At 38.7% G+C, this 24,847-nt stretch carries 23 protein-coding genes and 1 pseudogene; 18 read left to right on the plus strand and 6 right to left on the minus strand.

The window, feature by feature from the left end; all coding sequences use genetic code 11:
- Window positions 1–36 precede the first annotated feature (36 nt).
- From J3U69_RS09570 to J3U69_RS09580, 3 genes are read left to right on the plus strand one after another with little or no spacing between them, the layout of a single operon-like run.
- Complete coding sequence (locus J3U69_RS09570) at window positions 37–1,533, plus strand: ABC transporter substrate-binding protein/permease (RefSeq protein WP_220220205.1); 1,497 nt, start codon at window positions 37–39, stop codon at window positions 1,531–1,533.
- A complete protein-coding gene (locus tag J3U69_RS09575; RefSeq protein ID WP_220220204.1) occupies window positions 1,526–2,275 on the plus strand; it encodes an amino acid ABC transporter ATP-binding protein in 750 nt (249 codons plus the stop codon). The genes J3U69_RS09570 and J3U69_RS09575 overlap by 8 nt, the downstream gene beginning before the upstream one ends.
- A gap of 15 nt (window positions 2,276–2,290) precedes the next feature.
- Window positions 2,291–3,433 carry an ArgE/DapE family deacylase gene (locus tag J3U69_RS09580; RefSeq protein WP_267413900.1) on the plus strand — a complete coding sequence of 381 codons (1,143 nt, stop codon included), beginning with the start codon at window positions 2,291–2,293 and terminating at the stop codon, window positions 3,431–3,433.
- Window positions 3,434–3,538: 105 nt separating this feature from the next.
- Here J3U69_RS09580 and pepF read toward each other — a convergent pair whose 3' ends face one another.
- Window positions 3,539–5,344, minus strand: a complete 1,806-nt coding sequence (gene pepF, locus J3U69_RS09585) for an oligoendopeptidase F (protein WP_267413901.1) — start codon at window positions 5,342–5,344, stop codon at window positions 3,539–3,541.
- A gap of 153 nt (window positions 5,345–5,497) precedes the next feature.
- Here pepF and J3U69_RS09590 point away from each other — a divergent pair, with 153 nt between their 5' ends.
- From J3U69_RS09590 to J3U69_RS09610, 5 genes are all read left to right on the plus strand, one after another.
- Complete coding sequence (locus tag J3U69_RS09590) at window positions 5,498–6,682, plus strand: LCP family protein (RefSeq protein WP_267413902.1); 1,185 nt, start codon at window positions 5,498–5,500, stop codon at window positions 6,680–6,682.
- 28 nt (window positions 6,683–6,710) lie between these two features.
- The gene (locus J3U69_RS09595) at window positions 6,711–7,070 is read left to right on the plus strand and encodes a hypothetical protein (RefSeq protein WP_103752954.1); all 360 of its coding nucleotides are present in this window, start codon (window positions 6,711–6,713) and stop codon (window positions 7,068–7,070) included.
- A 118-nt stretch (window positions 7,071–7,188) separates the two neighbouring features.
- Window positions 7,189–8,736, plus strand: a complete 1,548-nt coding sequence (locus J3U69_RS09600; RefSeq protein ID WP_267413903.1) for an ABC-F family ATP-binding cassette domain-containing protein — start codon at window positions 7,189–7,191, stop codon at window positions 8,734–8,736.
- Between the two features lie 7 nt (window positions 8,737–8,743).
- Complete coding sequence (locus J3U69_RS09605) at window positions 8,744–9,520, plus strand: threonine/serine exporter family protein (protein ID WP_267413904.1); 777 nt, start codon at window positions 8,744–8,746, stop codon at window positions 9,518–9,520.
- A 1-nt stretch (window position 9,521) separates the two neighbouring features.
- Window positions 9,522–9,998 carry a threonine/serine exporter family protein gene (locus tag J3U69_RS09610; protein ID WP_103752951.1) on the plus strand — a complete coding sequence of 159 codons (477 nt, stop codon included), beginning with the start codon at window positions 9,522–9,524 and terminating at the stop codon, window positions 9,996–9,998.
- Window positions 9,999–10,207: 209 nt separating this feature from the next.
- Here the strand turns inward: J3U69_RS09610 and J3U69_RS09615 are convergent, their stop codons facing one another.
- Entirely contained in the window at window positions 10,208–10,912 is a 705-nt protein-coding gene (locus J3U69_RS09615) for a C39 family peptidase (protein WP_103752950.1), read from the minus strand.
- A gap of 160 nt (window positions 10,913–11,072) precedes the next feature.
- Window positions 11,073–12,650 carry a multicopper oxidase family protein gene (locus J3U69_RS09620; RefSeq protein WP_103752949.1) on the minus strand — a complete coding sequence of 526 codons (1,578 nt, stop codon included), beginning with the start codon at window positions 12,648–12,650 and terminating at the stop codon, window positions 11,073–11,075.
- Between the two features lie 358 nt (window positions 12,651–13,008).
- On the opposite strand from J3U69_RS09620, the gene J3U69_RS09625 reads away from it, so the two are divergent.
- The 6 genes from J3U69_RS09625 (at window position 13,009) to lacG (ending at window position 18,884) form a co-directional block, all read left to right on the plus strand.
- Complete coding sequence (locus J3U69_RS09625; protein WP_267413905.1) at window positions 13,009–13,584, plus strand: hypothetical protein; 576 nt, start codon at window positions 13,009–13,011, stop codon at window positions 13,582–13,584.
- Window positions 13,585–13,674: 90 nt separating this feature from the next.
- Window positions 13,675–14,295, plus strand: coding sequence for an LVIS_2131 family protein (locus tag J3U69_RS09630; RefSeq protein WP_220234832.1), 621 nt, complete (start codon window positions 13,675–13,677; stop codon window positions 14,293–14,295).
- Window positions 14,296–14,474: 179 nt separating this feature from the next.
- Window positions 14,475–15,326, plus strand: coding sequence for a PRD domain-containing protein (locus J3U69_RS09635; RefSeq protein WP_267413906.1), 852 nt, complete (start codon window positions 14,475–14,477; stop codon window positions 15,324–15,326).
- Window positions 15,327–15,341: 15 nt separating this feature from the next.
- Window positions 15,342–15,698, plus strand: a complete 357-nt coding sequence (locus tag J3U69_RS09640; protein ID WP_267413907.1) for a PTS lactose/cellobiose transporter subunit IIA — start codon at window positions 15,342–15,344, stop codon at window positions 15,696–15,698.
- 31 nt (window positions 15,699–15,729) lie between these two features.
- Window positions 15,730–17,451, plus strand: coding sequence for a PTS lactose transporter subunit IIBC (locus J3U69_RS09645; protein ID WP_267413914.1), 1,722 nt, complete (start codon window positions 15,730–15,732; stop codon window positions 17,449–17,451).
- 14 nt (window positions 17,452–17,465) lie between these two features.
- Window positions 17,466–18,884 carry a 6-phospho-beta-galactosidase gene (lacG, locus tag J3U69_RS09650; protein WP_220234829.1) on the plus strand — a complete coding sequence of 473 codons (1,419 nt, stop codon included), beginning with the start codon at window positions 17,466–17,468 and terminating at the stop codon, window positions 18,882–18,884.
- Window positions 18,885–18,994: 110 nt separating this feature from the next.
- Here lacG and J3U69_RS09655 read toward each other — a convergent pair whose 3' ends face one another.
- Together J3U69_RS09655 and J3U69_RS09660 are read right to left on the minus strand one after the other, a co-directional pair.
- Window positions 18,995–20,545 (minus strand): O-antigen ligase family protein, encoded by a 1,551-nt coding sequence (locus J3U69_RS09655; RefSeq protein ID WP_267413908.1) that lies wholly within the window; start codon window positions 20,543–20,545, stop codon window positions 18,995–18,997.
- A gap of 106 nt (window positions 20,546–20,651) precedes the next feature.
- Entirely contained in the window at window positions 20,652–20,966 is a 315-nt protein-coding gene (locus J3U69_RS09660; RefSeq protein WP_267413909.1) for a DUF2187 domain-containing protein, read from the minus strand.
- A gap of 96 nt (window positions 20,967–21,062) precedes the next feature.
- Between J3U69_RS09660 and J3U69_RS09665 the strand changes: the two genes are divergently transcribed.
- The 4 genes from J3U69_RS09665 (at window position 21,063) to J3U69_RS09680 (ending at window position 24,334) form a co-directional block, all read left to right on the plus strand.
- Entirely contained in the window at window positions 21,063–21,611 is a 549-nt protein-coding gene (locus tag J3U69_RS09665) for a guanylate kinase (RefSeq protein ID WP_267413910.1), read from the plus strand.
- A 179-nt stretch (window positions 21,612–21,790) separates the two neighbouring features.
- Window positions 21,791–22,276 carry a C40 family peptidase gene (locus tag J3U69_RS09670; RefSeq protein ID WP_103752942.1) on the plus strand — a complete coding sequence of 162 codons (486 nt, stop codon included), beginning with the start codon at window positions 21,791–21,793 and terminating at the stop codon, window positions 22,274–22,276.
- A 226-nt stretch (window positions 22,277–22,502) separates the two neighbouring features.
- Window positions 22,503–23,252 carry a C40 family peptidase gene (locus J3U69_RS09675; RefSeq protein ID WP_267413911.1) on the plus strand — a complete coding sequence of 250 codons (750 nt, stop codon included), beginning with the start codon at window positions 22,503–22,505 and terminating at the stop codon, window positions 23,250–23,252.
- A 167-nt stretch (window positions 23,253–23,419) separates the two neighbouring features.
- Window positions 23,420–24,334 (plus strand): C40 family peptidase, encoded by a 915-nt coding sequence (locus J3U69_RS09680; RefSeq protein ID WP_267410116.1) that lies wholly within the window; start codon window positions 23,420–23,422, stop codon window positions 24,332–24,334.
- A gap of 120 nt (window positions 24,335–24,454) precedes the next feature.
- On the opposite strand, the pseudogene J3U69_RS09685 reads toward J3U69_RS09680, so the two are convergent.
- A pseudogene (locus J3U69_RS09685) lies at window positions 24,455–24,847 on the minus strand (GTPase HflX); the annotation flags it as partial.

Genomic DNA, 24,847 nt, shown 5'->3' on the forward strand with positions numbered 1-24,847 from the left:
TGCTATAATGTAAAAGCTGATAATGGAGGAAAAGTTATGAAAAAGGCGTGGAAATGGCTTGAAATAGTCCTCGCAGCGTTCATGTTGTTGGCCTTGGTGCCGCAAAAAACAGTAGCTGCCAAAGACACTCAAACCACTAAAATAACGGATACTTACCTGAAAAAAGTAAAAAATAAGGGCGAGCTGGTTATGGGAACCAGTCCAGACTTTCCTCCCTATGAATTTGTCAAAAATATTAATGGCAAGTCTAAGGTAGTCGGGATGGATATTGAGGTTGGGCAAAAAATTGCCCACGATTTAGGGGTCAAATTAGTTGTTCGGACAATGGATTTTGATTCCTTACTTGTTGCCCTGGAAACTGGCAAGATCGATATGGTCATTTCTGGGATGACCGCAACACCTAAGCGGGCTCAGAGTGTAGATTTTAGTACGGCTTATTATAGAAGCGGACAAGATTTACTGATTAGAAAGGCTGATAAAGATAAGTACCATGACTTCCGTTCTTTTAAAGGCAAGGCAATCGGTGCTCAGACTGGCAGTTTGCAGGCAACTCTGATTAAGGAGCAAGCAAAACAGACTAAACTGAAAACGATGGATAAAGACAGTGATCTTATCTTAGCTTTGAAAACCAATAAGTTCGATGCGGTGGCAGTTGATACCGCCACTGCAGCTGCTTTTGCCAAAAATACGGATGGCATCATGGCGATTCCTTCAGGATTAAAGATAACTTCTGATGGTTCTGCCGTAGCTTTTCATAAAGGTGCTACAAGTTTAGTCAAAGCGGCAAATAAATCGATTGCTGAGATTAAAAAGAAGGATTTGATTAACAAGGTTTATTTACCAAAAGCCGGTAAATACCTAGCAGGTGGAAAAACTAAAAAAGAGGCTAAGGCTTCGAACTCAATGTGGGCATATAAAGACTTCTTTATTGCTGGTGTTGGCTATACCCTGTTTATTTCAGCAATCTCAGTCATTTTTGGCTTTTTACTAGGAGCAATTTTGGCTTTAATGCGGTTAAGCCATAATGAAATTGCTCATTCAATTGCAACGGCATATATTGAATTTGTGCGGGGAACGCCTTTAATGGTCCAACTGCTCTTTATCTATTTTGGCCTAGGTTTAGTAGTCAATATTCCGGCACTTTTGTCAGGAATCATTGCTGTTTCGCTGAACTCGGCGGCTTACGTTGCGGAGGTTATTCGGTCAGGAATAAATTCAATTGCAACAGGGCAGACAGAAGCCTCACGTTCATTAGGACTGTCACGCTCGGCAACGATGCGCTATGTAATTATGCCGCAGGCTATGAAAAATATTTGGCCTGCTCTGGGAAACGAGTTCGTTTCCTTGATTAAGGAAAGTTCAATTGTTTCTGTTATTGGTGTTAAAGACCTGATTTACCAGTCAAGAATTGTTCAGGCTGATACTTATCGTGGAGTCATGCCATTAGTAATTACAATGATTTTGTACTTTATCATCACCTTTGGCCTGTCCAGCTTGATGAAAGTATTTGAAAGGAAAATGAATCATGACTAACAAGGCCCCAGTTATTGAAGTAGAACATTTGAAAAAGACATTCGGTCATAATGAAGTTTTAAAGGATATCAACGCAGAAGTTGATGATGGCCAGGTGATTTGCTTGGTTGGTCCAAGTGGCGCGGGAAAAAGTACCTTTTTACGCTGTCTTAATCTTTTAGACGAGCCGACTTCCGGCAAAGTACTGTTTAACGGGCAAGAACTAACCGCCTTAAGTGAGGATCAACTAGATACTTTACGTGAAAAAATGGGAATGGTTTTTCAACAATTCAACTTATTTCCACATATGAATATTATTGAAAATATCAAATTGGCGCCAATGAAAGTCAAAAAGCTTAGCGATGAGGAAGCAACGGCTAAGGGCATTGAACTGCTCAAACAAGTTGGGCTGGAAGATAAAGCTGAAGCATTTCCAGCAAGCTTATCTGGTGGTCAGCAGCAGCGGGTGGCGATTGCACGGGCATTAGCTATGGATCCAGAAGTGATGCTGTTTGATGAACCAACTTCGGCTCTTGATCCAGAAATGGTCGGCGAAGTATTGAAAGTAATGCAAGATTTAGCACAAAAAGGGATGACCATGGTGGTGGTCACTCACGAGATGGGCTTTGCCAAAAACGTTGCCGATGAAGTTTGGTTCATGGCAGACGGCTATGTACAAGAAAAGGCGGCACCACAAGAATTTTTTGCCCAACCAAAGACCAAGCGGGCACAGGAATTTTTGGCAAAAGTACTAGAAGCATAAAAAGAGGATAAAATTGTGGATAAAAAACGTGCACTTAGAATCCTGAGCGATTTAATTGCGATTGATTCGGCCAATGATCATGAAAGTCTAGTTGCTGATTATCTGACGAACTTATTTAAAAATTATCCTGTTAACATTGAACGTGTCACTTATGCACCCGGACGAGACAATTTAATTGTGACAATGGGAAACCATGGTCCATTGCTCGGCTTTTCCGGGCATGAGGATGTTGTGTCAGCTGGTGATTTGGCAAATTGGCAGTTTCCGCCGTTTGAAGCGACAATTAAAGATGGCAAGCTCTATGGTCGGGGCGCAAGCGATATGAAATCCGGCCTTGCGGCAATGGTGGTTGCAATGCTTGATTTGTTAGACAGTGGGCAAGAGCTGCCTGGCCGAATTCGCTTATTAGCTTCTGTTGGGGAGGAAACCGGCGAATACGGGGCAGCGCAATTAGTCAAAGAAGGCTATGCTAAAGATTTAGCTGGTCTAATTGTTGGTGAACCCTCGCACTTTAATATCCGGGTAACTCATAAGGGTGTAATCGATTATTACGTGACTTCAAAGGGAGTTTGTGTTCATTCATCGACACCAGAAAAAGGTCAAAATGCGATTATGCCGCTGATTGCTTTTGCCCAAAAGGCACAGGACTTAATGGCTAGTCATACAAAAAAGGATCCAGTCTTAGGATCTTTGACCCATGTAATCAGTCAGATTCAAGGTGGCAGTCAGATTAACTCGGTTCCTGATCATGCTTGGCTTTCAGGCAATATCAGGACAACACCGGTTTATCCTAATGAGCAGATATACCAAGAATTAGAACAGATTGTAGCGCAATTAAATGAGCAGGGTGCACAGCTGAAAATTAGCTATAGCTTTCCTGAAGTGCCGCTGCCTAACCAAGAAAATACGAAACTGGCAAGATTAGCCAAACAGGTTGTTAACCAAGAATTTAATTTGCCATGTGAGTATACGGCGGGAACAGGTGCAACGGATTCATCTGAATATATTCAAGCTGGCACTTTTCCAATCATCATTTTAGGACCAGCAGCGGGGACAACCGATCATCAACCAAATGAATATGTTGCAGTAGATGATTATTTATTGGGATGTCAATTATACCAAGCTTTGGCCAAACGCTTTTGGACCGAATACCAATAATTTTAACTATAGAAAAACCACTTCTTATTCAAAGAAGTGGTTTTTTGATGTGAGAAATTTTATTTCCATATTTGTTATATTATTTACATGGCAAAATTTCAAGGGTTATTTAAGATTTTTTGTCACAATTGTTTTAAATTCAGTTAAGCGTTGTGCAAAAGTTGTGAAAGCTTCTTCCAGATAGTCAGGCTTAGTCATGTCAACGCCCGCCCGTTTCATAATTTCGACCGGGTAATCGCTTGAACCGGATTTTAAGAAATTGAGGTAGGCCTCTTTTTGGTCGCTGCTGCCGTGAACCACGTTATTGGCAAGAGCAGTAGCAGCCGCAAACCCCGTAGCATATTGGTAAACGTAGAAGTTATAGTAGAAGTGCGGAATCCGTGCCCATTCTTTGGCAATTTCACCGCCTGGTTCTACCGCGTCCCCGTAATAACGCTGGTTTAGTTCACCATAAAAGTCATCTAACCGGTCTGCTGTCAAAGGTTCGCCCTTGGCATCCATTTCATGAATAAATTGCTCAAATTCTGCAAACTGTGTTTGCCGGTATAACGTACCTTTAAATGAATCAAGGTAATAATTAAGGACAAATGCCCGCGTCTTGGAATCAGTGATATGATCTAAGAAATATTCAGTTAAAATGTTTTCGTTAGTTGTAGAGGCAATTTCGGCAACAAAAATTGGGTAATCACCATAAACGTATGGCTGCGTCTGTCTTGTGTACATGCTGTGGACAGAGTGACCAGTTTCGTGCACTAGCGTATAGAGGGAATCAACATTATTTTCCCAATTGAGTAACTCATAAGCGTCTGTATCATAAGAGCCACCGGAATATGCTCCTGTTGCCTTATTCTGTGATTCAACTACGTCAATTACCCGATTATTAAAGATGTAATCAACTTGCTTCAAATAGTCTTCACCAAGAGGGCGCAAAGCTTTTTTAGCTTCCTCCTTGGCTTCCGCAAAAGTATAGCTCAATGATGGCTTACCGGTTAAGGGAACATACATGTCCCACATTTGTAAGTCGTTTAAGCCCAAGATTTGCTTTCGCAAATTTACGTATTCGTGTAGTAAATCAAGGTGTTGGTCAACCTCAGTAATTAAAGTATCATACACAATTGTGGGGATACCATTTTCATCTAACGCAGCATTTTTAGCCGAATCATAGTGGTGAACCCGCGCGTTATAGTTATGTTCCTTAACTTCACCAGAAAGGGTAGAAGCAAGTGAGTTTTTAAATTGATCATAAGTTGCATACATAACATCAAAAGCGTTTTGACGAACTTCCCGGTCTTGGGACTGAATGAGTAGGGAATAGAGGCCGTCGGACAATTGCACCATTTCACCATCTTCATTTTGTACATAACCATATTCCATGTCGGAATTGGTTAACACATTATAGGTGTTTTCGGAAGTACTTAGCGCGTCGCCAGCATCGGCAATTAGTCGTTCTTCCTGGGCTGATAGCGTGTGCGGCCTTTTACGTGTGATCTGTTCCAGCATGTGGGCGTAGTCATTTAGTCGTGGCTCTTCACTCTTAAACTGTGCCATTTTTTCTTCGGGAACTTGGAGAATTGCGGGATTGAGGAAAGCAATAGCCGCTTCGAACTGACTGGTAAGTGCCTGCACTTGGGCCACATATCCGAGATAGTGGGCATTACTGGTGTCGACATCGCTAGACATGGTTGCATAGACATAAACCTTTTCTAAATTCCGACTAACAGTCAAAATCTTGTTTAAACCTTCATATAATTTATGCCCTGATTCAGTGAATTTTTCCTTTAAATTACTTAGACTCTGAACATCATTTTTAACTTGATTGTATGCGATTTCCCAGTCTTTATCCGTTTTAAAGATCCGGGTTAGATCCCACTTGAGTTCTTCAGGGACTTCATTTCTTTTGGGAATAGCCATTAACAGTTCTCCTTTTATTTTTATATGCTTAATAATAATTATGCTAAAAACTAAAAAATAAGATATTATTAATTATATTTGTTAATATTCTAATTCAAGTTTGAAAGTGATACAAATAAACATGGATAATTATGGAAGGAATTGAATCAAGGTATGGAACCAAATTCAAAACGGAGAGAAGATTACCGTAAAAAGCGCTCTTCCCTTAATCTTCACCGTAATCATGTTTTAGCGGCTCCGACTGGGGCACTAAAAGGCAATCTTTTTGCCCGAGTTTGCGGTATTGTACTCGTTTTATGCGTAAGCTGCGGCCTGGCATGGGCTGCTCACATGTATTTCGCTTTACACAGTGCAATTGATGGTCAAAGTGGCAATTCTGCTACTTCTGCGTTAATTGCCCAGAGAAAACCAATTTCAATTTTAATTCTTGGCGTTGATCAAGGACTTGAGGGTCGTCATGATAGGGGAAATTCAGATACGTTAATTTTGGCTACCGCTAATCCTGGTAAAAATAAGGCAACAATGACCTCGATTCCGCGTGATACCTTGGCTAATATTCTAGGCGATCCGGGAGATAAGTACAACATGTTTCGGGTCAATTCTGCCTACGGAATAGGCGGAAGCAAGGCGTCGATGCGAACAGTTTCCGCATTACTGGATGTTCCGATTAATTATTATGTTGAAGTGAATATGAAGGCACTCAAAAGTCTCGTTAATGCTGTTGGCGGTGTCGATGTTAACGTACCGTTTGACTTTTCTTATGACTGGTGTGATTTTCATAAGGGAAAGCAGCATTTAAATGGTCGGCATGCAGTTGCTTATGTTCGGATGCGTCACGATGATCCCCGCGGAGATTATGGGCGGCAAATGCGTCAGCGGCAAGTAATTAACGCGGTTGTCCACAAAGCAATCTCGGTTGATTCAATTGCTAATTACCGTAATTTAGTAAAAATCTTTACCAAGTATGTTCGGACCAACCTGACATTCAATGATATGTTGGCTTTGGCATTGACATATCGCGGCTGTTCGCAAAATATCGATAGCGGTTATATTCAAGGACACGATGCGTGGATTAATGGATCATCGATCCAAGTCGTTTCGACCGCGGAACTGCAGAAGGCATCTGACAAAATCCGGACCAATCTTGACTTGGAAAAGAAAGTATTGGATAATGATGAAACTAAGCTCAATAAGTTAAATGAGCAGAATAATAATATTAAGTGGAAGGATCCTAATCCCTTTACTAATTACCAAATTTATCATTCAGTCGTGACAGATGAATCAGACAATAATTCAACTGGAACGGATACCAGTGATGACAATTCAACTGGTCAGTAGTTATTGATAGCAAAGGAGGCAAAAAAATATGCGTGGGCAATCAGTATTCGCAGTCATTTATGGCGTAATTTCAGCACTTGTTGCCTTTATTGCCGCGTCGGCTATTTGCTTGCGCACATTTCACTGGACTTTACCGGCCGCTATTTTGGCCGCTAGTGTTTTTGCCTTATTTTTCTTTGCTCTTTCATGGTTTCGGGGGCACGCTTCTGTTGAAATTAAACGGATTGCGCGTGAATATAAGTTATCTGATCAAGATTTGGCTGAAATTACCGGAATGAAAGCAAGTGATTTTCCAATTTATCACGATAAATTGCAATTAATTTTGCCTAAGCGTTATTGGCCTAAAATATTGGAAGCCTTGCAAAAATATGAACAAGAAAGAAAGTAAAAAGGTGGGCAAAACGCCCGCCTTTTTGATTGCGCGTATTAGCAACTTAAGATGATGAGCAAAAAGGCAACTTGCTTGGATACTGGCAGACAGATAATTAATTTGAGGGAGATGTAAAATGAGTTTACTGCAAGTTAAGAATTTAGGACAAAGTTTCGTGGATAAAACTTTGTATGAGAATGGCAATTTTGTTCTTAATAAGGAAGATCATATGGGAGTCACTGGTCAAAATGGGGTTGGTAAATCAACCTTAATTAAGATTTTGACTGGTGAGATGTTACCGGATGAAGGTCAAGTAAAATGGCAAAATCGGGTAACAGTAGGCTACCTTGATCAATACGCTAAGTTAGCTCCAGGTGTTACGATTCGTGAATTTCTGCGGACAGCATTTGCACTGCTATACCAAAAAGAACATGAGTTGAGCGCCCTTTACAATCAATATGCGGAAAAGGGCGACGCAGAAATGCTCGAAAGGGCGGGGAAACTGCAAACATACCTGGAAGAGAATAACTTTTACGGCATAGATACGGAAATTGAACGGGTTGCTTCGGGACTGGGGCTAGCAGAATTGGGTTATGATCATGACGTCAGTCAATTGTCCGGTGGACAAAGATCAAAAATTATTTTAGCCAAATTATTATTACAAAGTCCTGATGTATTGCTGCTGGATGAGCCAACTAACTATTTGGATGTTTCCCATATTGACTGGCTGGTCGGCTACCTAAATGACTTTACCGGCGCTTTTATAGTAGTTAGTCATGACTATGATTTCTTGGGCAAAATAGCGAACTGCATTATTGATATTGATGTTGGCACAATTACCCGTTATACTGGAACTCTTAAGCAGGCAATGCGGCAAAAAGAAGCCAACCGAGAAACTTATCTGAAGGCTTACACTAATCAGCAACGCAAGATTGCTAAGGAAGAAGCATATATTCGGAAAAATAAGGCGGGAACGCGCTCTAAGAGTGCTAAGTCACGTGAGCGGCAACTTGCCAGAATGGATGTTTTAGCTCCACCTAAGGGCAATCACAAACCGCATTTTGAATTTCCTTATGTGGCAACAGCTGCCAACTTGTTATTGCAGACGCAAGACTTGGTAATCGGATATGACCACGCGTTGGTGAAAGAAGCCTTTAATTTCTCGGTCGGTGGCAATGAAAAAGTGGCAATTACTGGTTTTAACGGCATTGGCAAAACGACTTTGCTAAAAACATTGCTGGGACAGATTGAACCGATTTTTGGGACATTTGCTTTATCTGAAACTGCCAAAATTGCCTACTTTAAGCAGGACCTAGCTTGGCCTAACCAAAATATGACGCCACTGCAATACTTGCAAGAAATCTTTGAACGCATTAAGCCTAAGGAACTGCGTGGCGCCTTGGCTCGGTTGGGTGTGACCGCCCAGCAGGCGATGAGTCCTTTGAAAAAATTATCCGGGGGCGAACAGGAAAAAGTGAAATTGACTAAAATGCAGTTTGAACCGGCCAATTTACTCTTTCTTGATGAGCCAACCAATCACCTTGACCGTGATTCAAAAGATGCGTTGCGGCAAGCAATTGTTAAGTTTCCCGGCAGCGTAATTATCGTTAGCCACGAGCGCGACTTTTTCCAGGGTGACTGGGTTGATAAAACAATTGATATTGAGACAATGAATAAACTTTGAGGAAATTATGCCTGGACAGAAAGATAAATTATTTTACCAAGAATTGCTTGATACTTGCCTGACAGCAGGCCAGCTAATGATTGAAGGCGGCAGTGAGATGTACCGGGTCGAAGACACGATGGTGCGCATTGCTAAAAGCGCTGGCGAGTCAGATCCGCGGGTGTTTGTAATGCCAACGGGGATCTTTATGAGCATTGATCACGGCAACTATTGCCAAAGCATTTTGGTTCATGAGCGGAATATTAACCTAGAGTTGGTAGATCGGATTAATTCGCTGTCACGGGCTTTTGCAGCGCGTGAAATTACCTTACGCCAAGTTAAAAGCCAAGTATTTAAAATTGCTCACGGTGGATTCCCAGTTTTTCCATTATGGTTACAAACAATTGGCGCCGGCATTTTAAGTGCAACGCTAATGGTAATGTTTATGGACAACTATGATTGGGTTGATTTTCCCGCTGCGGCAGTAGTTGGTGCTATCGGCTTTGTTTCGTTTTATTATTTTAAACGCTTTACGAAAGTCAAATATTTAGCTGAATTGGTGGCAGCAATGATTATGACGATTGTCACGGTGGGGTTAGTTCGTCTGTTTCCCGCAATGATTATTGATAATATTCTTACCGGGGCTTTGATGCCATTGGTCCCAGGCTTAGCATTAACTAATGCCTTGCGTGACTTGTTTAAGGGCGACTTGTTATCAGGAATGGGCAAGATTTGTGAAGCAATGTTAACCGCCTTTGCCCTTGGCGGCGGCGTTGGGATTATTTTGAAGTTTTTAGGAGCATAAAATGCCATTTTGGTTAGAATTAATTATTAACATCATTTTTGCCTATCTTGCCTCAGCAGGCTTTGCCCTAACTATTAATGTTCCGCGCCGCGTGCTTAACCTGGCGGGAATTAGTGGGGTCATTAGCTGGATTATTTACTGGTTAGCGATGGAGGCCTCAATGGGCCGGCTATTGTCTAATCTGCTGGGTTCATTTGCGATTGGCATTTTAGGAATTGTCTTTGCCCGAATAAAAAAGTGTCCGGCAACTGTCTTTTATATCCCGGCCATTGTCCCTTTAGTACCGGGAGTTCCCGCATACCAGGCTGTGCGTGAGTTAACCGCCGGTAATATTAACGGGGCAAGTGACTCGGCTTTACGTGTGATTATCGTTACAGGCTCAATCGCCTTAGGGATGTTACTATCAAGCATGTTTGTAGAAATCTTTTTCAGAATAAAAAAATTTTACAAGCAGAATAAAAGTACGTATAATAAGTAATACGAGTCGACAAAAACGCGAGATGCGTATTTGGATGAGGACGCCCGCCTTAGCTGGCAGACACGGGAAGTGTTGGCTGTTGACCAACCTGATGTGAACAGAAGTAGTCACTTGTTTTTTAACGAGCCTCGATTTGGAAAAAGCAGATTCTTAAGTGAATCTGCTTTTTTTGTGCACTAAAAAAGCCGCTATCTTGTAAAATAGCTGACTTAATTAAGATATAGCGCCTGTTTACCTTGCTGATTATAGCTTCTCTCCAGGTTGTGCCAAGAAACCACTTTGTTTTTATGACCAAATGGGTCGTTAACGAGAACTTGGTGTTTTTTCTTGTTGTAACCAGTAATTACGCAGGCATGTGATGAAGGAGTGACGTTTACTTCTCCTTCTTTGGTTTGCCAAGTTTGCATGTCGTTGACATGATCGAACTTGAGTGTTGTGATAATCAAAACCGGATGACCATCAGATACCAATTTCATCACTTGGATGAAGTCGTGTCCTGAGAAATTCTGAATACGGTTAGTGTATTTGCGGGCTACTTGTTCAAGCGGCTCGTTATAAACACACCAGCCGGCGTTTGCTTGGCTCATATAACCAACAAACCCCACATGAGGATTACCCCGAAACTGTCCGTCGCTGGAAAAAGAAGCAACATGCTTAATATTTTCTGATAGATCAAGTTTAGTTACTTTGATGCCGTAATATTGCAGCAGCATTGACAAGGAAGTAACTTCACAGCCGTTAGGTAACTCAGGATACTGATTTTCTAGTGGTACATCCAATTTTTGGGCTGACTTTAATGTTACCCAGTCGTATTTGTCCTTGAAGTCATTTGAGTTAAAGACTGCAAAGGCTAATCCTAAAAGAAATACGCCGAGCAACAGGAACACTAGGTTCTTGCTTCTATTCTTTTTCATAATGCTATTTAAACATAGGCTATAGAATAAAAGCAAAGCTGTTTTTCACAATGTCTCTAAATTTAACCGATTTTTAGTGATTTGCTTAGGCTAAAGCAGGTAAAAGAAAAAACCGCTCTTACTTGAGCGATTTTTTACTTTGTTTAAGTTTAAGTTTAAATTAATGGTGGCTAGCGCCGGAAAGTGCGTCCATTGAGTGATCTTCACCCTTAACGTCCATACCTTCAACATCCATTCCTGGGCAGTAAACTTCGTCCATTGGAATACCTTTTTCTTCAGCAAATGCCTTAGTCAAAGTTTCCATGTCCATTAAGTCATACTTCTTGTCTGGATCCTTAGGATCAACGATTTGGATTTGCGCCATCATACCAGCATCTTCGTGTTCGATAATGTGGCAGTGGTACATGAACACACCTGTGTTTTGGAAGTAAACCTTCAAACGAACAGTTTCTTGTGGGGCAACTTCAACAGTATCTTTGTAGACACCTTGCTCGTTTGGATATGGGTCCTTACCGTTACGTGAAACAACAAGGAAGTGTGCACCGTGAATATGGAATGGGTGGAGCATACCGTTAACCTTATCATTAGTGTTAGTTACATCCCAGTATTCAGCGGTCATTAACTCTTGCTTCATGTCAATTCTTTGCATGGAGAATAGCTTGCCGTTAATCATGTTGTGGTTGTCCATCGTTACGTGAGGAACTGGTGAATTAGGGTTAACAACAGGATCATATGGTTTGAATAAGGTGTCAGGAATTACACTGTCATCTTTTTCATACTTGTGAATTCTGAATTCAACCAACTTAAAGTCATCAGTGTAAAGGTTAACAACGTCGCCTTCCTTGTAATTACTGAAGTCAACCACAACTTGTTGACGCTCACCTGGTCCGATTAAAACCTTAGTCATCTTAACTGGATGCTCTAAGAATGAATCATCCCCACCGATTTGAGTCATAACCAAGTCATCGCTGAAGTGCAGACGCCATTCACGCCGGTTGGATCCACCTAAGAAAATCAACCGAACTTTTTGGGTAGTAACATCTACGTAAGGACGAACAACACCGTTAATAACTGGTGTGTCACCAAAGATACCCATTGCATTGTAATCTGCCTTGTAATCAAATTGATTATCTTCGTGGAAAATCCGGTCTTGCAAAATAATTGGGAATTCATCTTTACCATAAGTCTTAGGAATTGGTAATTGTGCTTCGTTAGCATCAGTTACAACAACACCCATTGCGAGTCCCATCCAAACTTGTGCAGCAGTTGATGGACATGGGTGAGCATGAAGCCAAGTGAGGGCAGCTGGTTGATGAACTGTGAAGTCAATGTGCTTTTCTTCTCCTGGGTATACAGGTGAGTGACAAGCACCATCGTTACCAGGACCTGAAACTTCCATACCATGCCAGTGGTAAGTAGTTAATTCAGGCAAGCTGTTCTTCAAAGTTACGTGAACATGTTGACCCTTGGTCAAGACCATCGTCTTACCTAAAACAGGGAAGTTGTAGCCCCAAGTATGAGTCTTTTTCCCAGGTAAAAATTGGAAGTCGCCTTCTTGAGATTCAATGGTGTACCAAACATCGTTGTATTCTTGTTTATCAGGCTCTAGGACTGGTGGAACAATTAATGGTTGAGCTTCAACGCCTTCAGGGATGTGAAGTTCTTTATAGCCCATACCATGATTTTTATCGAAATCATCTGAGTTATAGAAATAATCTGTGTAAACTTTATCTGACATATTTGTCTACCTTTCAGTTTGAAAAATTTAGTAAAAAATTTTTTAGTTTCAATGTCATTCTATTCTTTGTGAAAACGCTTGTAAAGTGGCTATAATGATGTTTTCGTATTGATAATTAAATATCGTGCTTTTTGACAAATTTAGGGGTATTTTTGTTATTTTATATCACTTCACAAAGTCGATAAAACAAGTATGTTTTAGTAAAAACGGACAATTCGGATTACCTTAACACCTGTTTTTTTAAAACGAATGTTCTTTAAAAATAATTTTAAAAGAAATAAAAATAAATTGTTTTTGGCGCTGAATTTGAGTATCGTATAGAAGACTGATAACTAATTTATAAAAGGATTTTTTTATTTTGAAGATTAACTTAACTGATTTAACTACTAAAATTGAACAACAGGACTACTTACAGGATTTAGAAACTGTCAAATACGCAGATATTAGCAAGTCCAAGACCAAGGTTAAAAGCCTAGCGACTAAAATGATTAAAGAAACTGCGGCAGCGATCAAGCATAATTCCTTAAGCCACGTTGCACTTGAAGTGACGGGGCAAAGACCGGTCACGTTCGTCTTAGAAAATAATATTATCAACTTGCCATACAGCAATTATAAAAAAATTGCCAATTTCTTTGAGGAAGAAAAAGACTATCCGGTATTTGTTTACTTTGAAACGCAGTCGGAGTTTTTGAATGCCTCTAATTTTCGCATTGATCAAATTGCAACTGAAGAGGAAATTACTCAAAATGAAGATGAGGTAATTGATAAGCTGGTAGAAGCAATTATGACAAAAATAAGCCAGGTGCGTGAATACAAGAAGCCTGAACCTGTAGCGAAGACTAAAAAGCCAGCCGCTAAAAAGACGACAACTAAAAAAGTAGCTGCCAAAAAAACGGTCAAAAAGACGACGACTAAAGCTAAAGCAAAAAAGTAAACACATTACTTTTAATAAGCAATTAACCTTTTTTGCACTATTCAAGCAGGGCTTTTTACAATATAATGAAGACTATTACAGGAGGAAGTTATGTTTAGCTGGAATCTACTGGGCATCTTATTGTGGGTTATTGCCATTTTATATTTCATTTTTATTATTCAAAATATTCGTAAGCGGCGGATTACGATGATTATTAAGAAGCACCAGAAGTTTAGCTGGACTAATTTTTTGATTGATCTGCTCGAAGTAGCAGTTTTTTTAGTCGGCATTATTTGGCTCTTTAATAAGACAATGCTCGATAACCCGGACTTAGAAGATAAAAGCGTGATTAGTTCAAAAATTACGTATCAACCGTTAGTAATGAATACGGGTTCGGGTAATTCAAGTTATGTGACGATTAATTCAAAGAAGAAAAAAATTAGTACGCAAACTTATACCTATTATCGTGCTGGACGCAAGGCGCAAGTTTCGAGTGACTTTGCTACAGTGGCATATGGTAAAAGTCCGTTAGACTTAAATGCTTCGCGGATACCATACCAAAAGAGCCAGCTTAAGAAAATGGACCGTAAATATCAGCGTGCTTATGTTGCAACTTATACGGCGACGTATAAAAAGGTTTGGCAAAACGGGCTTGGCTTGCATGCCGGTCACACAGCTACGCAATATTATTTAATTCGAATTCCAGATGCTTCGTTCATCAAAGAAAAATAAGCTTAAAATGAAGCGTTTACAAATATAGCGATATGTGCTATGTTTGTAAGTAGATAATTAAATAAGTGGGTTGTTACTATTAAATTAGGCGAAACTACTAGCAATATCAGTTAAATTACGAATTGTAGTTTAACTGGTCATTGCTGGTAGTTTTTTTTGTTTAAAAAAGGAGTTAAGTAATGCGCCTTAAAAAAATTTTTAATAATAACAGTGTTTTAGTTGTTACTGAGCAGGGAAAGGAAGCAATCGTTTTTGGCAACGGTGTGGGTTTTAGTCAGGGGAAAAGTAAAAACATAGACACTAGTAAAATTCAAAAAATATTTTATTTAAATAGTAAAAAAGATAAGGAGTCTTTTGACTACTTGTTTCGTAATATTCCGGTTGAAATTGTTGCGGTTGTTTTTTCAATCATTGATAAAGCCAAGAAGGATTATAAATTTCATGTATATGACTCCATTTACTTAACTTTAAGCGAACATATTAATGGAGCTTACAGTCTGCTTAAGAATAATGAATATCAGGAAAATCGAATTCCTAATTTTGCCAAAGAATATCCCTTGGAATATCGGATCTCATCCGCAGCACTAAATATCATTAACCATAGATTAGGTGTTTGTTTTCCTAAATCTGAAATTAGAAGTTTAGCCTTACATTTTATTAACAGTAAGATTCCTACCGGTATACCTCAGAAAAGTAAAAAAAAACGACGTATATCTAATAATTCAAAGATGATCAGCATTGTGATGAATGTGCTTGATGATAACAACATATATCAAAATGCCAGAAACAAAAATAGTTTTCGGCGCTTACTAATTCATATTCAGTATCTGTCTAATCGTATTCGGCATCCCCCTGTAAGAAAAGAAACCATTGACAAGAAAATTCAAACTGACTTGATTATGGCTTATCCAAAGTCATTTAAGATAACCCAAGAAATATTTCAAAAGTTCAAAGCCGAGTTTAATTGCCAATTGTCAGAAGCAGAAGAGACATATTTTGTTATTCACATCCATCAAATTTTAGAACAGTAATTTTAAGGAGAAAAAATGGTATCAAAAAAAGAAATATCAATGGCAGGGTTTGAAATTGTTGCATATGCAGGTGATGCTAAAACTGCTTTAATTAATGCTTTAGATGAAGCGAAAAATGGTAATTATGAAAAGGCAAAGGAGTTAATCAAAAGTGCTGATGTCTCTTTAAATGATGCCCATAATTCGCAAACAAAATTAATGAGTGCAGAAGCAAGCGGCGAGGAAATGGAAACGACCTTTATTATGTCACATGGGCAAGACACCTTAATGACAACAATGCTTTTGCGTGACGAAATTAAATATTTTGTTGATTTGTATCAAAAATACAATGATATCAACAACCAACTTGGGAGACAAAAAAATAAGGAATAGCAATAGTACTGATTCAGAAAGAAGTTTTATGATGAATGCTGTAATTAAGCAAATTGAAAAAGCACAGCCTTTTTTTCAAAAAGTTGCTGCTAACAAATATTTACGTGCTGTTAGAGATGGTTTTATAGCATTAATGCCAATAATCATCTTCTCAAGTATTTTTTTATTAATTGCCAATGTTCCATTAATATGGCACTTTGCTTGGCCTACAAAGGTCGCAAATGCATTAAATATGTTTTATAACATGTCGATGGGAGTTTTAGCACTTATGGCTTCTTCTTCAGTTGCCAAGGCCTTGACCGATTCTTTTAACTTAAATTTGCCAAAAACCGGTCAAATTCCAACTGTTGGTGTCCAATTTACCGCGCAAGTTTCATTTATATTAGTCGCTGTTGACACGATGGTTGACAAACTGAATAATCTTTATTTTGCGGTGGCAATGATTGGGACTAAGGGACTCATATGTGCCTTTTTAGTAGCCTTTATTGTTCCTAATATTTATTACCAATGCTTTAAACATAATATTACGATCAAGCTACCTGATGCAGTACCTCAAAACATTGCTGGCGCCTTCAAAAATATCATTCCATTTGCAATAAGTACCTTCTTATTTTGGGGCTTTTCGTTAGCTTTTCGCGCTGCAACCGGAACGAACTTAGCGGCCTGGATTATTCAAATACTATCCCCGTTGTTTACTGCGGCAGATGGCTATTTGGGCTTAGCAATTGTTTATGGTGCAATGGCCTTTTTCTGGTTTATTGGAATTCAAGGTCCGTCAATTGTTGAACCAGCAGTTACTGCAATTTATTTAAGTAATGTTGAACTTAATTTATCAGCTTGGAAAGCAGGCAATATTGCCGGTGCTAACAGGATTTTAGCTCAAGGAACACAATATTTCGTTGCAACTCTTGGCGGTACAAGCGCGACATTAGTAATTACATTAATGTTTGCATTTTGGTCAAAGTCAAAGGAATTAAAGGCAGTTGGCCGTGCAGCTTCTGTTCCCGTATTATTTGGCGTTAATGAACCAATTTTATTTGGCGCCCCGTTGATTTTAAATCCGGTCTTCTTTATCCCATTTATTTTGACGCCAATAGCTAATGTATGGCTATTTAAGATTTTTGTTGATCTATTTCATATGCCAGGTTTTATTTACAATTTGCCTTGGACAACACCAGGTACCCTTGGTCTGATTATGGGGACGGGATTTTCTGTTGGTTCAATTATTCTAGCAATTTTACTTTTAGTAGTTGATACAATTATGTATTATCCTTTTTTCAAAGCCTACGACACGCAAAAATGTGCAGAAGAGGCTAAGAGTGCAGGTAAATTGAACGTAAAGAATGAAGATAGTCATTCTGTTCAAAGTAGCAATGAGGATACCAGCTCCAAAGAAGATGCAAGTAAGATTCCTCTTTCTGCAACTAAAGATGGCAAGGCGCTAAATGTTTTAGTTTTATGTGCAGGTGGCGGAACGAGTGGTATTTTGGCTAAGGCCTTAAATAAATTAGCTACTGAGAACAAATTGCCACTCTCTGTTGCTGCTGCTTCGTTTGGTGCACATCATGATCTGCTAGCAGGTATGGATATCGTTATTCTGGCACCACAAATGAATGCGATGAAAGATGAGCTACAAAAAGAATGCGATAAAAGTAATACCAAAATGTTAACGACTACTGGCAAACAGTACATTGACATGACACAACATGCTGACAAATGCCTAGATCTTATTATTGCCAATATTTCTGATTAAGGAGAATTGTTAAAATGAGTATATTAAAGAGAGTAAAAAGTTTACCCAAAAACTTTGTATGGGGTGGAGCTACTGCCGCTTATCAAGTGGAAGGCAGTACTAAAATTGATGGTAAAGGCAAAACAATGTGGGATGATTATCTTGAAAAACAGGGTAGGTTTTCACCAGATCCTGCTAGTGATTTTTACCACCGTTACCCAGAAGATATTGGTCTAGCCAAAAAGTATGGTTTAAATGCTATTCGTGTTTCAATTGCTTGGACCAGAATTTTTCCTCAGGGTTTTGGCAAAGTTAACCAAAAGGGTGTTGAGTACTATCATAATTTATTCAAAGAATGTTTAGACAATGGCATTGAGCCGTACGTCAGCCTGCACCACTTCGATAGCCCCAAAACTCTGTTTGATGATGGCGACTGGTTAAATCGTAAGAATATTGACTATTTTGTTAAATATGCGGAATTTTGTTTTAAAGAATTTTCAGAAATCAAAAATTGGTTCACGATAAATGAACTGATCTCCCTAGCATATTCCCAATATATCGCTGGTACTTTTCCTCCTAACCATCATTTTGACGTGTCGAGTGCAATTCAGGCTCAACATAATGAACTGCTAGCACATGCGCGTGTTGTTAATCTATATAAAAGATTGGGTTTGCCTGGTCGGATAGGTTTAATTCACGTCTTGCAACCCGTTTACCCAATTTCCAATAATGAAAAGGATAAACACGCTGCTAAGTTAGAAGACGCATTTATAAACAAGTTTTTATTAGATGGAACATTTCTAGGTTATTATTCTGATGATACGATGCAGTCAATCAATGAAATTCTCCGTTTAAACAATGCGCACCTTAAGATTGAAGATGGCGATTTAGATATCTTGTCCGAAGCAGCAACACAAAATGATTTCTTTGGCCTTAATTATTATCAGAATCAATTTATTAAAGCTTATCAAGGTGAAAGTGAAAATCATTTTAATGGTACAGGCAATAAGGGGACGTCTTCTTTTAAGTTTAAGGGTGTTGGTGAAACTGTTAAAAAAGAAGGCGTGCCGACAACTGATTGGGATTGGAATATTTATCCAGAAGGCTTGTATGATATTCTAAAAAGAGTCAGTCATGATTACCCTAACTGTAAGACAATTTATATTACTGAAAATGGTTTAGGCTATAAAGACCATTTTAGTAGCGCAGATAACATAATTGATGATGAACCAAGAATAGATTTTATTGATCAGCACGTTGCAGCACTCCTTAAGGCTCGCAAAGAAGGTGTAAATGTGCAAGGCTACTTTGTCTGGTCTTTACAGGATCAATTTTCCTGGGCCAATGGTTATAACAAACGTTACGGTCTCTTTTATGTGGACTTTAAAACGCAGAAACGCTACATTAAAAAAAGTGCCTTATGGTTTAAGGCACTAGCTGAAACGATGAAGTAAAAGTAGATATTTTACTTTGACTATTTAAAAGATAATTTTAAAAGATTAGCTCCAGAGTTTATACATAGATTAAAAAACTCAAAGTAAAGCAAATAGAGTTTTTGGTGTATCTAGAGCAATCTTTTTTTGTTGCCATTTTTAACTACACTATTAACTTCTTGCGGTTTTCGTACCTGAATTAATAAGTTGCCTTGAATAAAGGCGAGAATCAAGCTTGCAGTTAAAAAGTCGATGACATTGCCAGATGAAAAAGCTGCCAATAGGATAAAACAACTGGAGGCAAGAAGCGAACTGACTAAGTAGGTTCGGGCAGATTTAAAACGTAGCCACTTATAAGCCCCGTATAAAATTGTGGCAAGATAAGGTCCCACAAACAAGATCATTCCAATGAAGCCAAGTGAATAAATTTGTGCCGAGAAATCACGCTCTAAGTTAAAAATATTGTTTTCGCGTGTATACGAAATGCCGAAATATTTATCCAGCCGATTATTGTTAGTTTTGACCACCTGGTTAAGCATTGCCTTTTCAAGATAGCGGTTCTCCATGCGGACTTGCCCGGGCTGATTAATAATTTTTAACCAAAATTCAGGATCGTATTGATATGGGTAACTGTGAAAAACAAATTTGGGATTTAAGGCGTAAGCCTGGTAGTTTTGCTTAATAAAAGCACGTAAGAAGTCTTCCCGCTTTTTACCAGTAGGATATTTCTTCAGTCCCGCTGCTAACTCCCGCTTTTCTGAACTCAAGTCGTGATCAGATTGCTTGGCTAAATAAATTTCGTAATTATAGCGCTGAATAGCTGGCCCAAAAGGTAGAATTGCTAGTGAACCCAGCATAATTAAGCTGGCTACCAAAAACGGCCAGCCACCTTTTTGCACGTCTTTAATCACGTATTTATGGAAAATAAATAGTACTAAACTAATAAAGATGCCGCCTAAAAGGCCAATTGCGGCAACTTTTGTTCCTATTTCAATCATTGCCAATGCTTGGACAACATTAAGAGTAATAGTTAACCAGTTAAAGTTAGTGAATAAATAATAGACCATTAGCGGTACAAGCATGAATAAAACGGCCGAAATCATATTGGTAAAGTTGAAAAAGCCCTTGGAAGCCATGTGCGAGTAGCCAATATTCGGATTAAAAAACCAAGCAAAAATATTAGCACTGATTGTTCCCGTTTCGTAAGATTTGAGTGAAATTACAAATAGGTTGGACACGACAATTGTCCCCGAAAACAATCCAGAGACGCCTTCAATTACCTGGCGCAACTGTTTTTCACCAAAATCGAGCTCAGTAGTTAAAAAGAGAACGATTAACGGTAAAACCATCCGAATTAAGTAAAAAAGTTCACCACTACTTGAGTAGCCGTAGTTAGTGGGATTAACACTCGTAAAATTGCGAACATGAATTAAGTGTAGCGCTGAATAGATGGTTAATAAGACTAAATAAACTAGCAGCCATTTTTTGGTTGTCAATTTTTTCCAGGACTGTTTCTGGCTGAAAAAGAGACAAATCAGGACACCAACTATTAAAATGCGAATAATAGTTGGTAATGTAAATGGCAAAATAGTTGCCAGGGTACCATGATAAAACCAATATAAGTCTAAAAAAGGTTGAATTAAAATAAACCAGAATAAGATGGTTCTTGCTTTTTCTTTCACTTGTTTTCTCCATTAATGATTATTGATATTAGTTTAATTTTAGGCAAAAACCAAGCAAAAAAAAAGAGCGGTGAATTTTATTCACTGCTTTTTAAAAAATATCTTTTTACTTGGATTCTTTGTCAGCGTCATCAGTGGTCTTTTTTGCTTTGGCAATTTTTTCTACTTTGACATCACTTTTAGCCTTAGCTTGAATTTCCTTAATCTTACGTTTAGGTGCGGCCTTCAAGTTCTTGAAGTTAACAACAATTTTTTTATTTAAGTCGCTAACAGCTGTTTCATCAGCTTCATCAAAGTCAATGATCTTCAACAGGGCAGAATTTTCGTAAATTTTTTCTACTTTACCTAGAAATGGTTTAGTAAGTTCTTCTTCTGATTTTGCGCTAAGAATGTCATCTATTTTTACTTCAGTTTTCTTCATGGTTAGTTTTTTACTTCCTCTCTTCCCCGTGTTTAATTATAATAGAAAGATATTATTATAAAAGTAAACTGTTTTCAAGTAAAGGAAGCCTGGATTTTGCAAAAATTAATTTTAATTGCTGGCCCCAGTGGTGCTGGTAAGACAACAATTTCTGAATATTTAACCAAAAAGTTCAACATTCCGCGGGTTTTGACCCATACTACTAGACCAATCCGCCAAGGAGAAAGTCCAGACACCTCTTACCATTTTGAAAGTGATGCCAGTTTTAACAAGCTGCATTTCTTTGAGCATGTCAAATATGGTTCTTATCAGTATGGCTCAAGTAAAGAGGCACTGGAAGAAGCGTGGGAAAAGCACCAGTTAGTGTCATTAATTGTTGATATCAAGGGTGCAGCTTCTTATCTAAAAGCCATCAATCAGCAGGTATATTTCTTATATGTAACGACTAGTTCGAAAAAAGAGCTTAAGGATCGGCTGATAAAAAGAGGGGATGATCCCGCCAAGATTGCGGAGCGCTTGAGTGGCAGCGAATTGAATACTTTACCAGAAAAACTGAAGGCAGATGCACATATTATAGTGAATGATAGTTGGAATGAAACCGAGAAAAAGCTTGATGATATCGTAAGTAGTTTGTTAAGCGCTTAAACATTATTACTGGTTGGACTGTGTTTTTAAAAAAATTCTTAACGTTTTGTAGCTCATTTGACATGAATGTGTAACATTTGATGAGTACTATATAGATTGTCAGGTACAAATTGAGTGCAATCAAAAAATTGTGCTCGTCAAAGTAAAAAGAAATATTGATAAGGAGAAAGAGATTAGTTTTGAGACACAGACATAGTTTAATCAAGTTAGTTGCATTTATATCATTATTTTTTACTGGCGCTGCCACTGTAACCACAGTTACAGCAGCTACTACAACTGATGTTGATGCCAGTTCAGTAACCAAGAAGCGTAATGCTGTTGTTAAGTTAGCTAAAAAGCAAGTAGGCAAAGGTTACGTTTATGGTGCAAATGGTCCTTCGGCTTTTGATTGCTCTGGCTTGGTTCAATATGTTTATAAAACAGCGGGTGGAACAGTTTTACCACGTACTACTTTTTCACAAGTTACACTTGGTAAAAGAGTTTCAATGAAGAAATTGAAAAAGGGTGATCTTCTTTTCTGGGGATCAGCTACATCTCCATATCACGTTGGTATTTATGTCGGTGGTAATCAATATGTTCACGCCGCAACTCCCGATCAAGGTGTGTTAAAACAATCAATCAGTACTTACTTTTATCCTTCAGCCGCTAAGCGCGTGCTTGAATAATTATTCTCTACTTAAACTCAACTAATTTTCTTTTTACATGTAAAACAGTCATTAAGAGGTCCCATATAGAAACGCCGGTTCTGGAAGGGCTTTTTTTTATTTTCTGGTATCACTTCTGTAACATTTTTGTAATATAACACGAGTAAAATTAAACTTGTGATGTAGAGATCATGAGATAAAAAATGTGTAAATACTATTGAAGATGTAACACGGGAGGAATTTGATTTTGAAGATTAAGAGTAATTTGGTAAAATTTACTGCTGCAGCTGCTTTAACCATTACTGGCTTAGGGGTTGCAAACGCTACTAATTCAAATTCCACGGCTCACCAAGTTGCAGCTGCAACTACTAAAGTTAAAATTAATTATGTTCCTGGCTATGGTATCAACATTTGGGACAATTATAATAATCCTAGCTTCACAGGAAATAGAATTAAGCATGGTGAAGTTGTTGATGTTATCAGTTCAGCAATTGATGCAAAGGGCAAAACTTGGTATGAAATTGGTGAAAATCAATGGATTCAGGCCCGTTACACGGTAGATGCAAATGATGACAATGTTGCTAAAAAAGCAAGCCAAGCAGGTATGGTCGGCAAAAATGTTACATCTTCTTCAAAACAAGCTGCTAAAGTTGTTAATTTGGCTAACGCAGAAGTCGGCAAGGCTTATGCATGGGGTGGTAATACGCCTAATGGATTTGACTGCTCAGGTTTAGCACAATATGTCTTCAGCAAGGCTGCCGGTAAGGAAATTTCCCGCACTACTTACTCACAAATTAAACAAGGAAAGACTGTTTCCCTTAAGAACTTAAAACCAGGTGATTTATTGTTCTGGGGTTCTTCATCTTCTCCTTATCATGTAGGCATTTACGTGGGAGATAATCAATATGTTCATGCTGCAACTCCTGCACAAGGTGTTGTTAAAGACAGTATTAGTTCATATTTTTATCCTTCAGTTGCCAAACGTGTTCTCAACTAGTTGCAGAAAATATTAAATAACTAAAGCAAAAGCACTTAGAAATTTATCTAGGTGTTTTTTTATTCCTATTTTAATGGATGTAACTTGATAAATAAATTTAAGCGTCTAAAATAAAGTGGAGTACTAATTAATGACCACATCTAGCTACCAAAAGGAGATTGAATTTGATGAAGCGTAATTTTTTGAAAATGGGTCTTGCGGCAGCTCTCACGTTAACGGGCGTTGCCGTGGTGGCACCACAAAAAACGGTAGATGCGGCAACACTAAAAGCTCCGGTCAAACGTGTTCAAATAAACTATTTACCTGGTAAAGAGGTAAAAATTTGGACAAATTATCAAGGCGGCCAGCTGATTAATTTCCGTGCTAAAAATAAGAGCAAGTGGAATGTTGCTGAAACTGCAGTCGATAAAAAGGGTAAACTTTGGTATAAAATTGGCGACAACGAATGGATCGAAGCGCGCTATACCGAGGATTTGGATGATGAAGAATCAGCTAATCAGGCTGCAACCGAACAGATAGCCGCAAAGCCAAAGAAAAAGGCCAAGAAAGCTAAAAAGCAAAAGAAGCAACCAATGAATCAGGCTCAGGCCGCAAAACCAAAACCGAATAAGCAGGAAACGCCTAAGCCAGTCAGTGCCACCAGTAATAACAAGACACCAAAACCGGCTCCAAGCAAGTTGCCAACTGCAACAGTCCCAGCCGCAACAGGTAGTGCAGCTCAACGTGCGCAAGCAGTTGTTAATTTGGCTAAGTCACAATTGGGCAAAGGTTATGCCTGGGGTGGTAATGGCCCTGATAATTATGATTGCTCGGGCCTGGTCCAGTCAATTTATAACAAGGTTGCAGGTGTTCAATTACCACGTGTGACAACTGATCAAGTTAAGGTTGGAACGACCGTTGCCATGGATCAGTTACAGCCAGGTGACCTATTATACTGGGGCTCAGTTGATGCACCGTATCATGTTGGTATTTATATTGGCAATAATCAATATATCCACGCCTCAACACCAGATACGGGAGTAGTGTTACAAACGCTTAGTTCTTACTTTTATCCGTGCATTGCTAAGCGTGTAATTCAATAATAAATAAAAAAGACTGACGATAATGAGCAGTCTATTTTTAACTAGTTAAATATAAAAACAAAAAGACTTTATTTCTTAATTATGACTGTTTGCAGTAATTGAGAATAAAGCCTTTTTTAGTTAGATTATGTAATTTTGAAACTGTTGCTGTTTTTCTGGTGCTAGTCTGGCGGTAATATGAACACCGTCTGCGCGATAATTCTCGGCAATAATTTGAGCATTTTCGTGCAAGTCGGCCAGCGGCTTGCCAGCCGATAACGGCAAGAGCAAGTTAACTTGTTGGTAATTGGCAAAAACTCGTTTAGTAATTAAATTGGCCAGCAATTTAATTGATTCTGGATCAATAGCTGAATATAAAATTCCGCTGCCTTCAATTTGCGGATAATGACGTTCAGACTTATCTGCTTTATTGTAAGCCGTAATCATTGGGGTATTTTTAACACCAATTTCAGCTAGAACATTTTGCGTAGTACGAATCATTTGAATCATATTTGGATCTGACGCATCAACTAC

This window comes from Lactobacillus sp. B4026 (assembly GCF_026535825.1).
Taxonomy (GTDB): Bacteria; Bacillota; Bacilli; order Lactobacillales; family Lactobacillaceae; genus Lactobacillus; species Lactobacillus panisapium.

Excerpts from the sequence above, each read along its gene's own strand:
- J3U69_RS09570 (WP_220220205.1), top strand. The coding sequence starts at position 37 with ATGAAAAAGGCGTGGAAATGGCTTGAAATAGTCCTCGCAGCGTTCATG.
- J3U69_RS09575 (WP_220220204.1), top strand. The coding sequence starts at position 1,526 with ATGACTAACAAGGCCCCAGTTATTGAAGTAGAACATTTGAAAAAGACA.
- pepF (WP_267413901.1), bottom strand. The coding sequence starts at position 5,344 with ATGGCTATTCCCAAAAGAAATGAAGTCCCTGAAGAACTCAAGTGGGAT.
- J3U69_RS09590 (WP_267413902.1), top strand. The coding sequence starts at position 5,498 with ATGGAACCAAATTCAAAACGGAGAGAAGATTACCGTAAAAAGCGCTCT.
- J3U69_RS09595 (WP_103752954.1), top strand. The coding sequence starts at position 6,711 with ATGCGTGGGCAATCAGTATTCGCAGTCATTTATGGCGTAATTTCAGCA.
- J3U69_RS09600 (WP_267413903.1), top strand. The coding sequence starts at position 7,189 with ATGAGTTTACTGCAAGTTAAGAATTTAGGACAAAGTTTCGTGGATAAA.
- J3U69_RS09605 (WP_267413904.1), top strand. The coding sequence starts at position 8,744 with ATGCCTGGACAGAAAGATAAATTATTTTACCAAGAATTGCTTGATACT.
- J3U69_RS09610 (WP_103752951.1), top strand. The coding sequence starts at position 9,522 with ATGCCATTTTGGTTAGAATTAATTATTAACATCATTTTTGCCTATCTT.
- J3U69_RS09615 (WP_103752950.1), bottom strand. The coding sequence starts at position 10,912 with ATGAAAAAGAATAGAAGCAAGAACCTAGTGTTCCTGTTGCTCGGCGTA.
- J3U69_RS09620 (WP_103752949.1), bottom strand. The coding sequence starts at position 12,650 with ATGTCAGATAAAGTTTACACAGATTATTTCTATAACTCAGATGATTTC.
- J3U69_RS09630 (WP_220234832.1), top strand. The coding sequence starts at position 13,675 with ATGTTTAGCTGGAATCTACTGGGCATCTTATTGTGGGTTATTGCCATT.
- J3U69_RS09635 (WP_267413906.1), top strand. The coding sequence starts at position 14,475 with ATGCGCCTTAAAAAAATTTTTAATAATAACAGTGTTTTAGTTGTTACT.
- J3U69_RS09640 (WP_267413907.1), top strand. The coding sequence starts at position 15,342 with ATGGTATCAAAAAAAGAAATATCAATGGCAGGGTTTGAAATTGTTGCA.
- J3U69_RS09645 (WP_267413914.1), top strand. The coding sequence starts at position 15,730 with ATGAATGCTGTAATTAAGCAAATTGAAAAAGCACAGCCTTTTTTTCAA.
- lacG (WP_220234829.1), top strand. The coding sequence starts at position 17,466 with ATGAGTATATTAAAGAGAGTAAAAAGTTTACCCAAAAACTTTGTATGG.
- J3U69_RS09660 (WP_267413909.1), bottom strand. The coding sequence starts at position 20,966 with ATGAAGAAAACTGAAGTAAAAATAGATGACATTCTTAGCGCAAAATCA.
- J3U69_RS09680 (WP_267410116.1), top strand. The coding sequence starts at position 23,420 with ATGAAGCGTAATTTTTTGAAAATGGGTCTTGCGGCAGCTCTCACGTTA.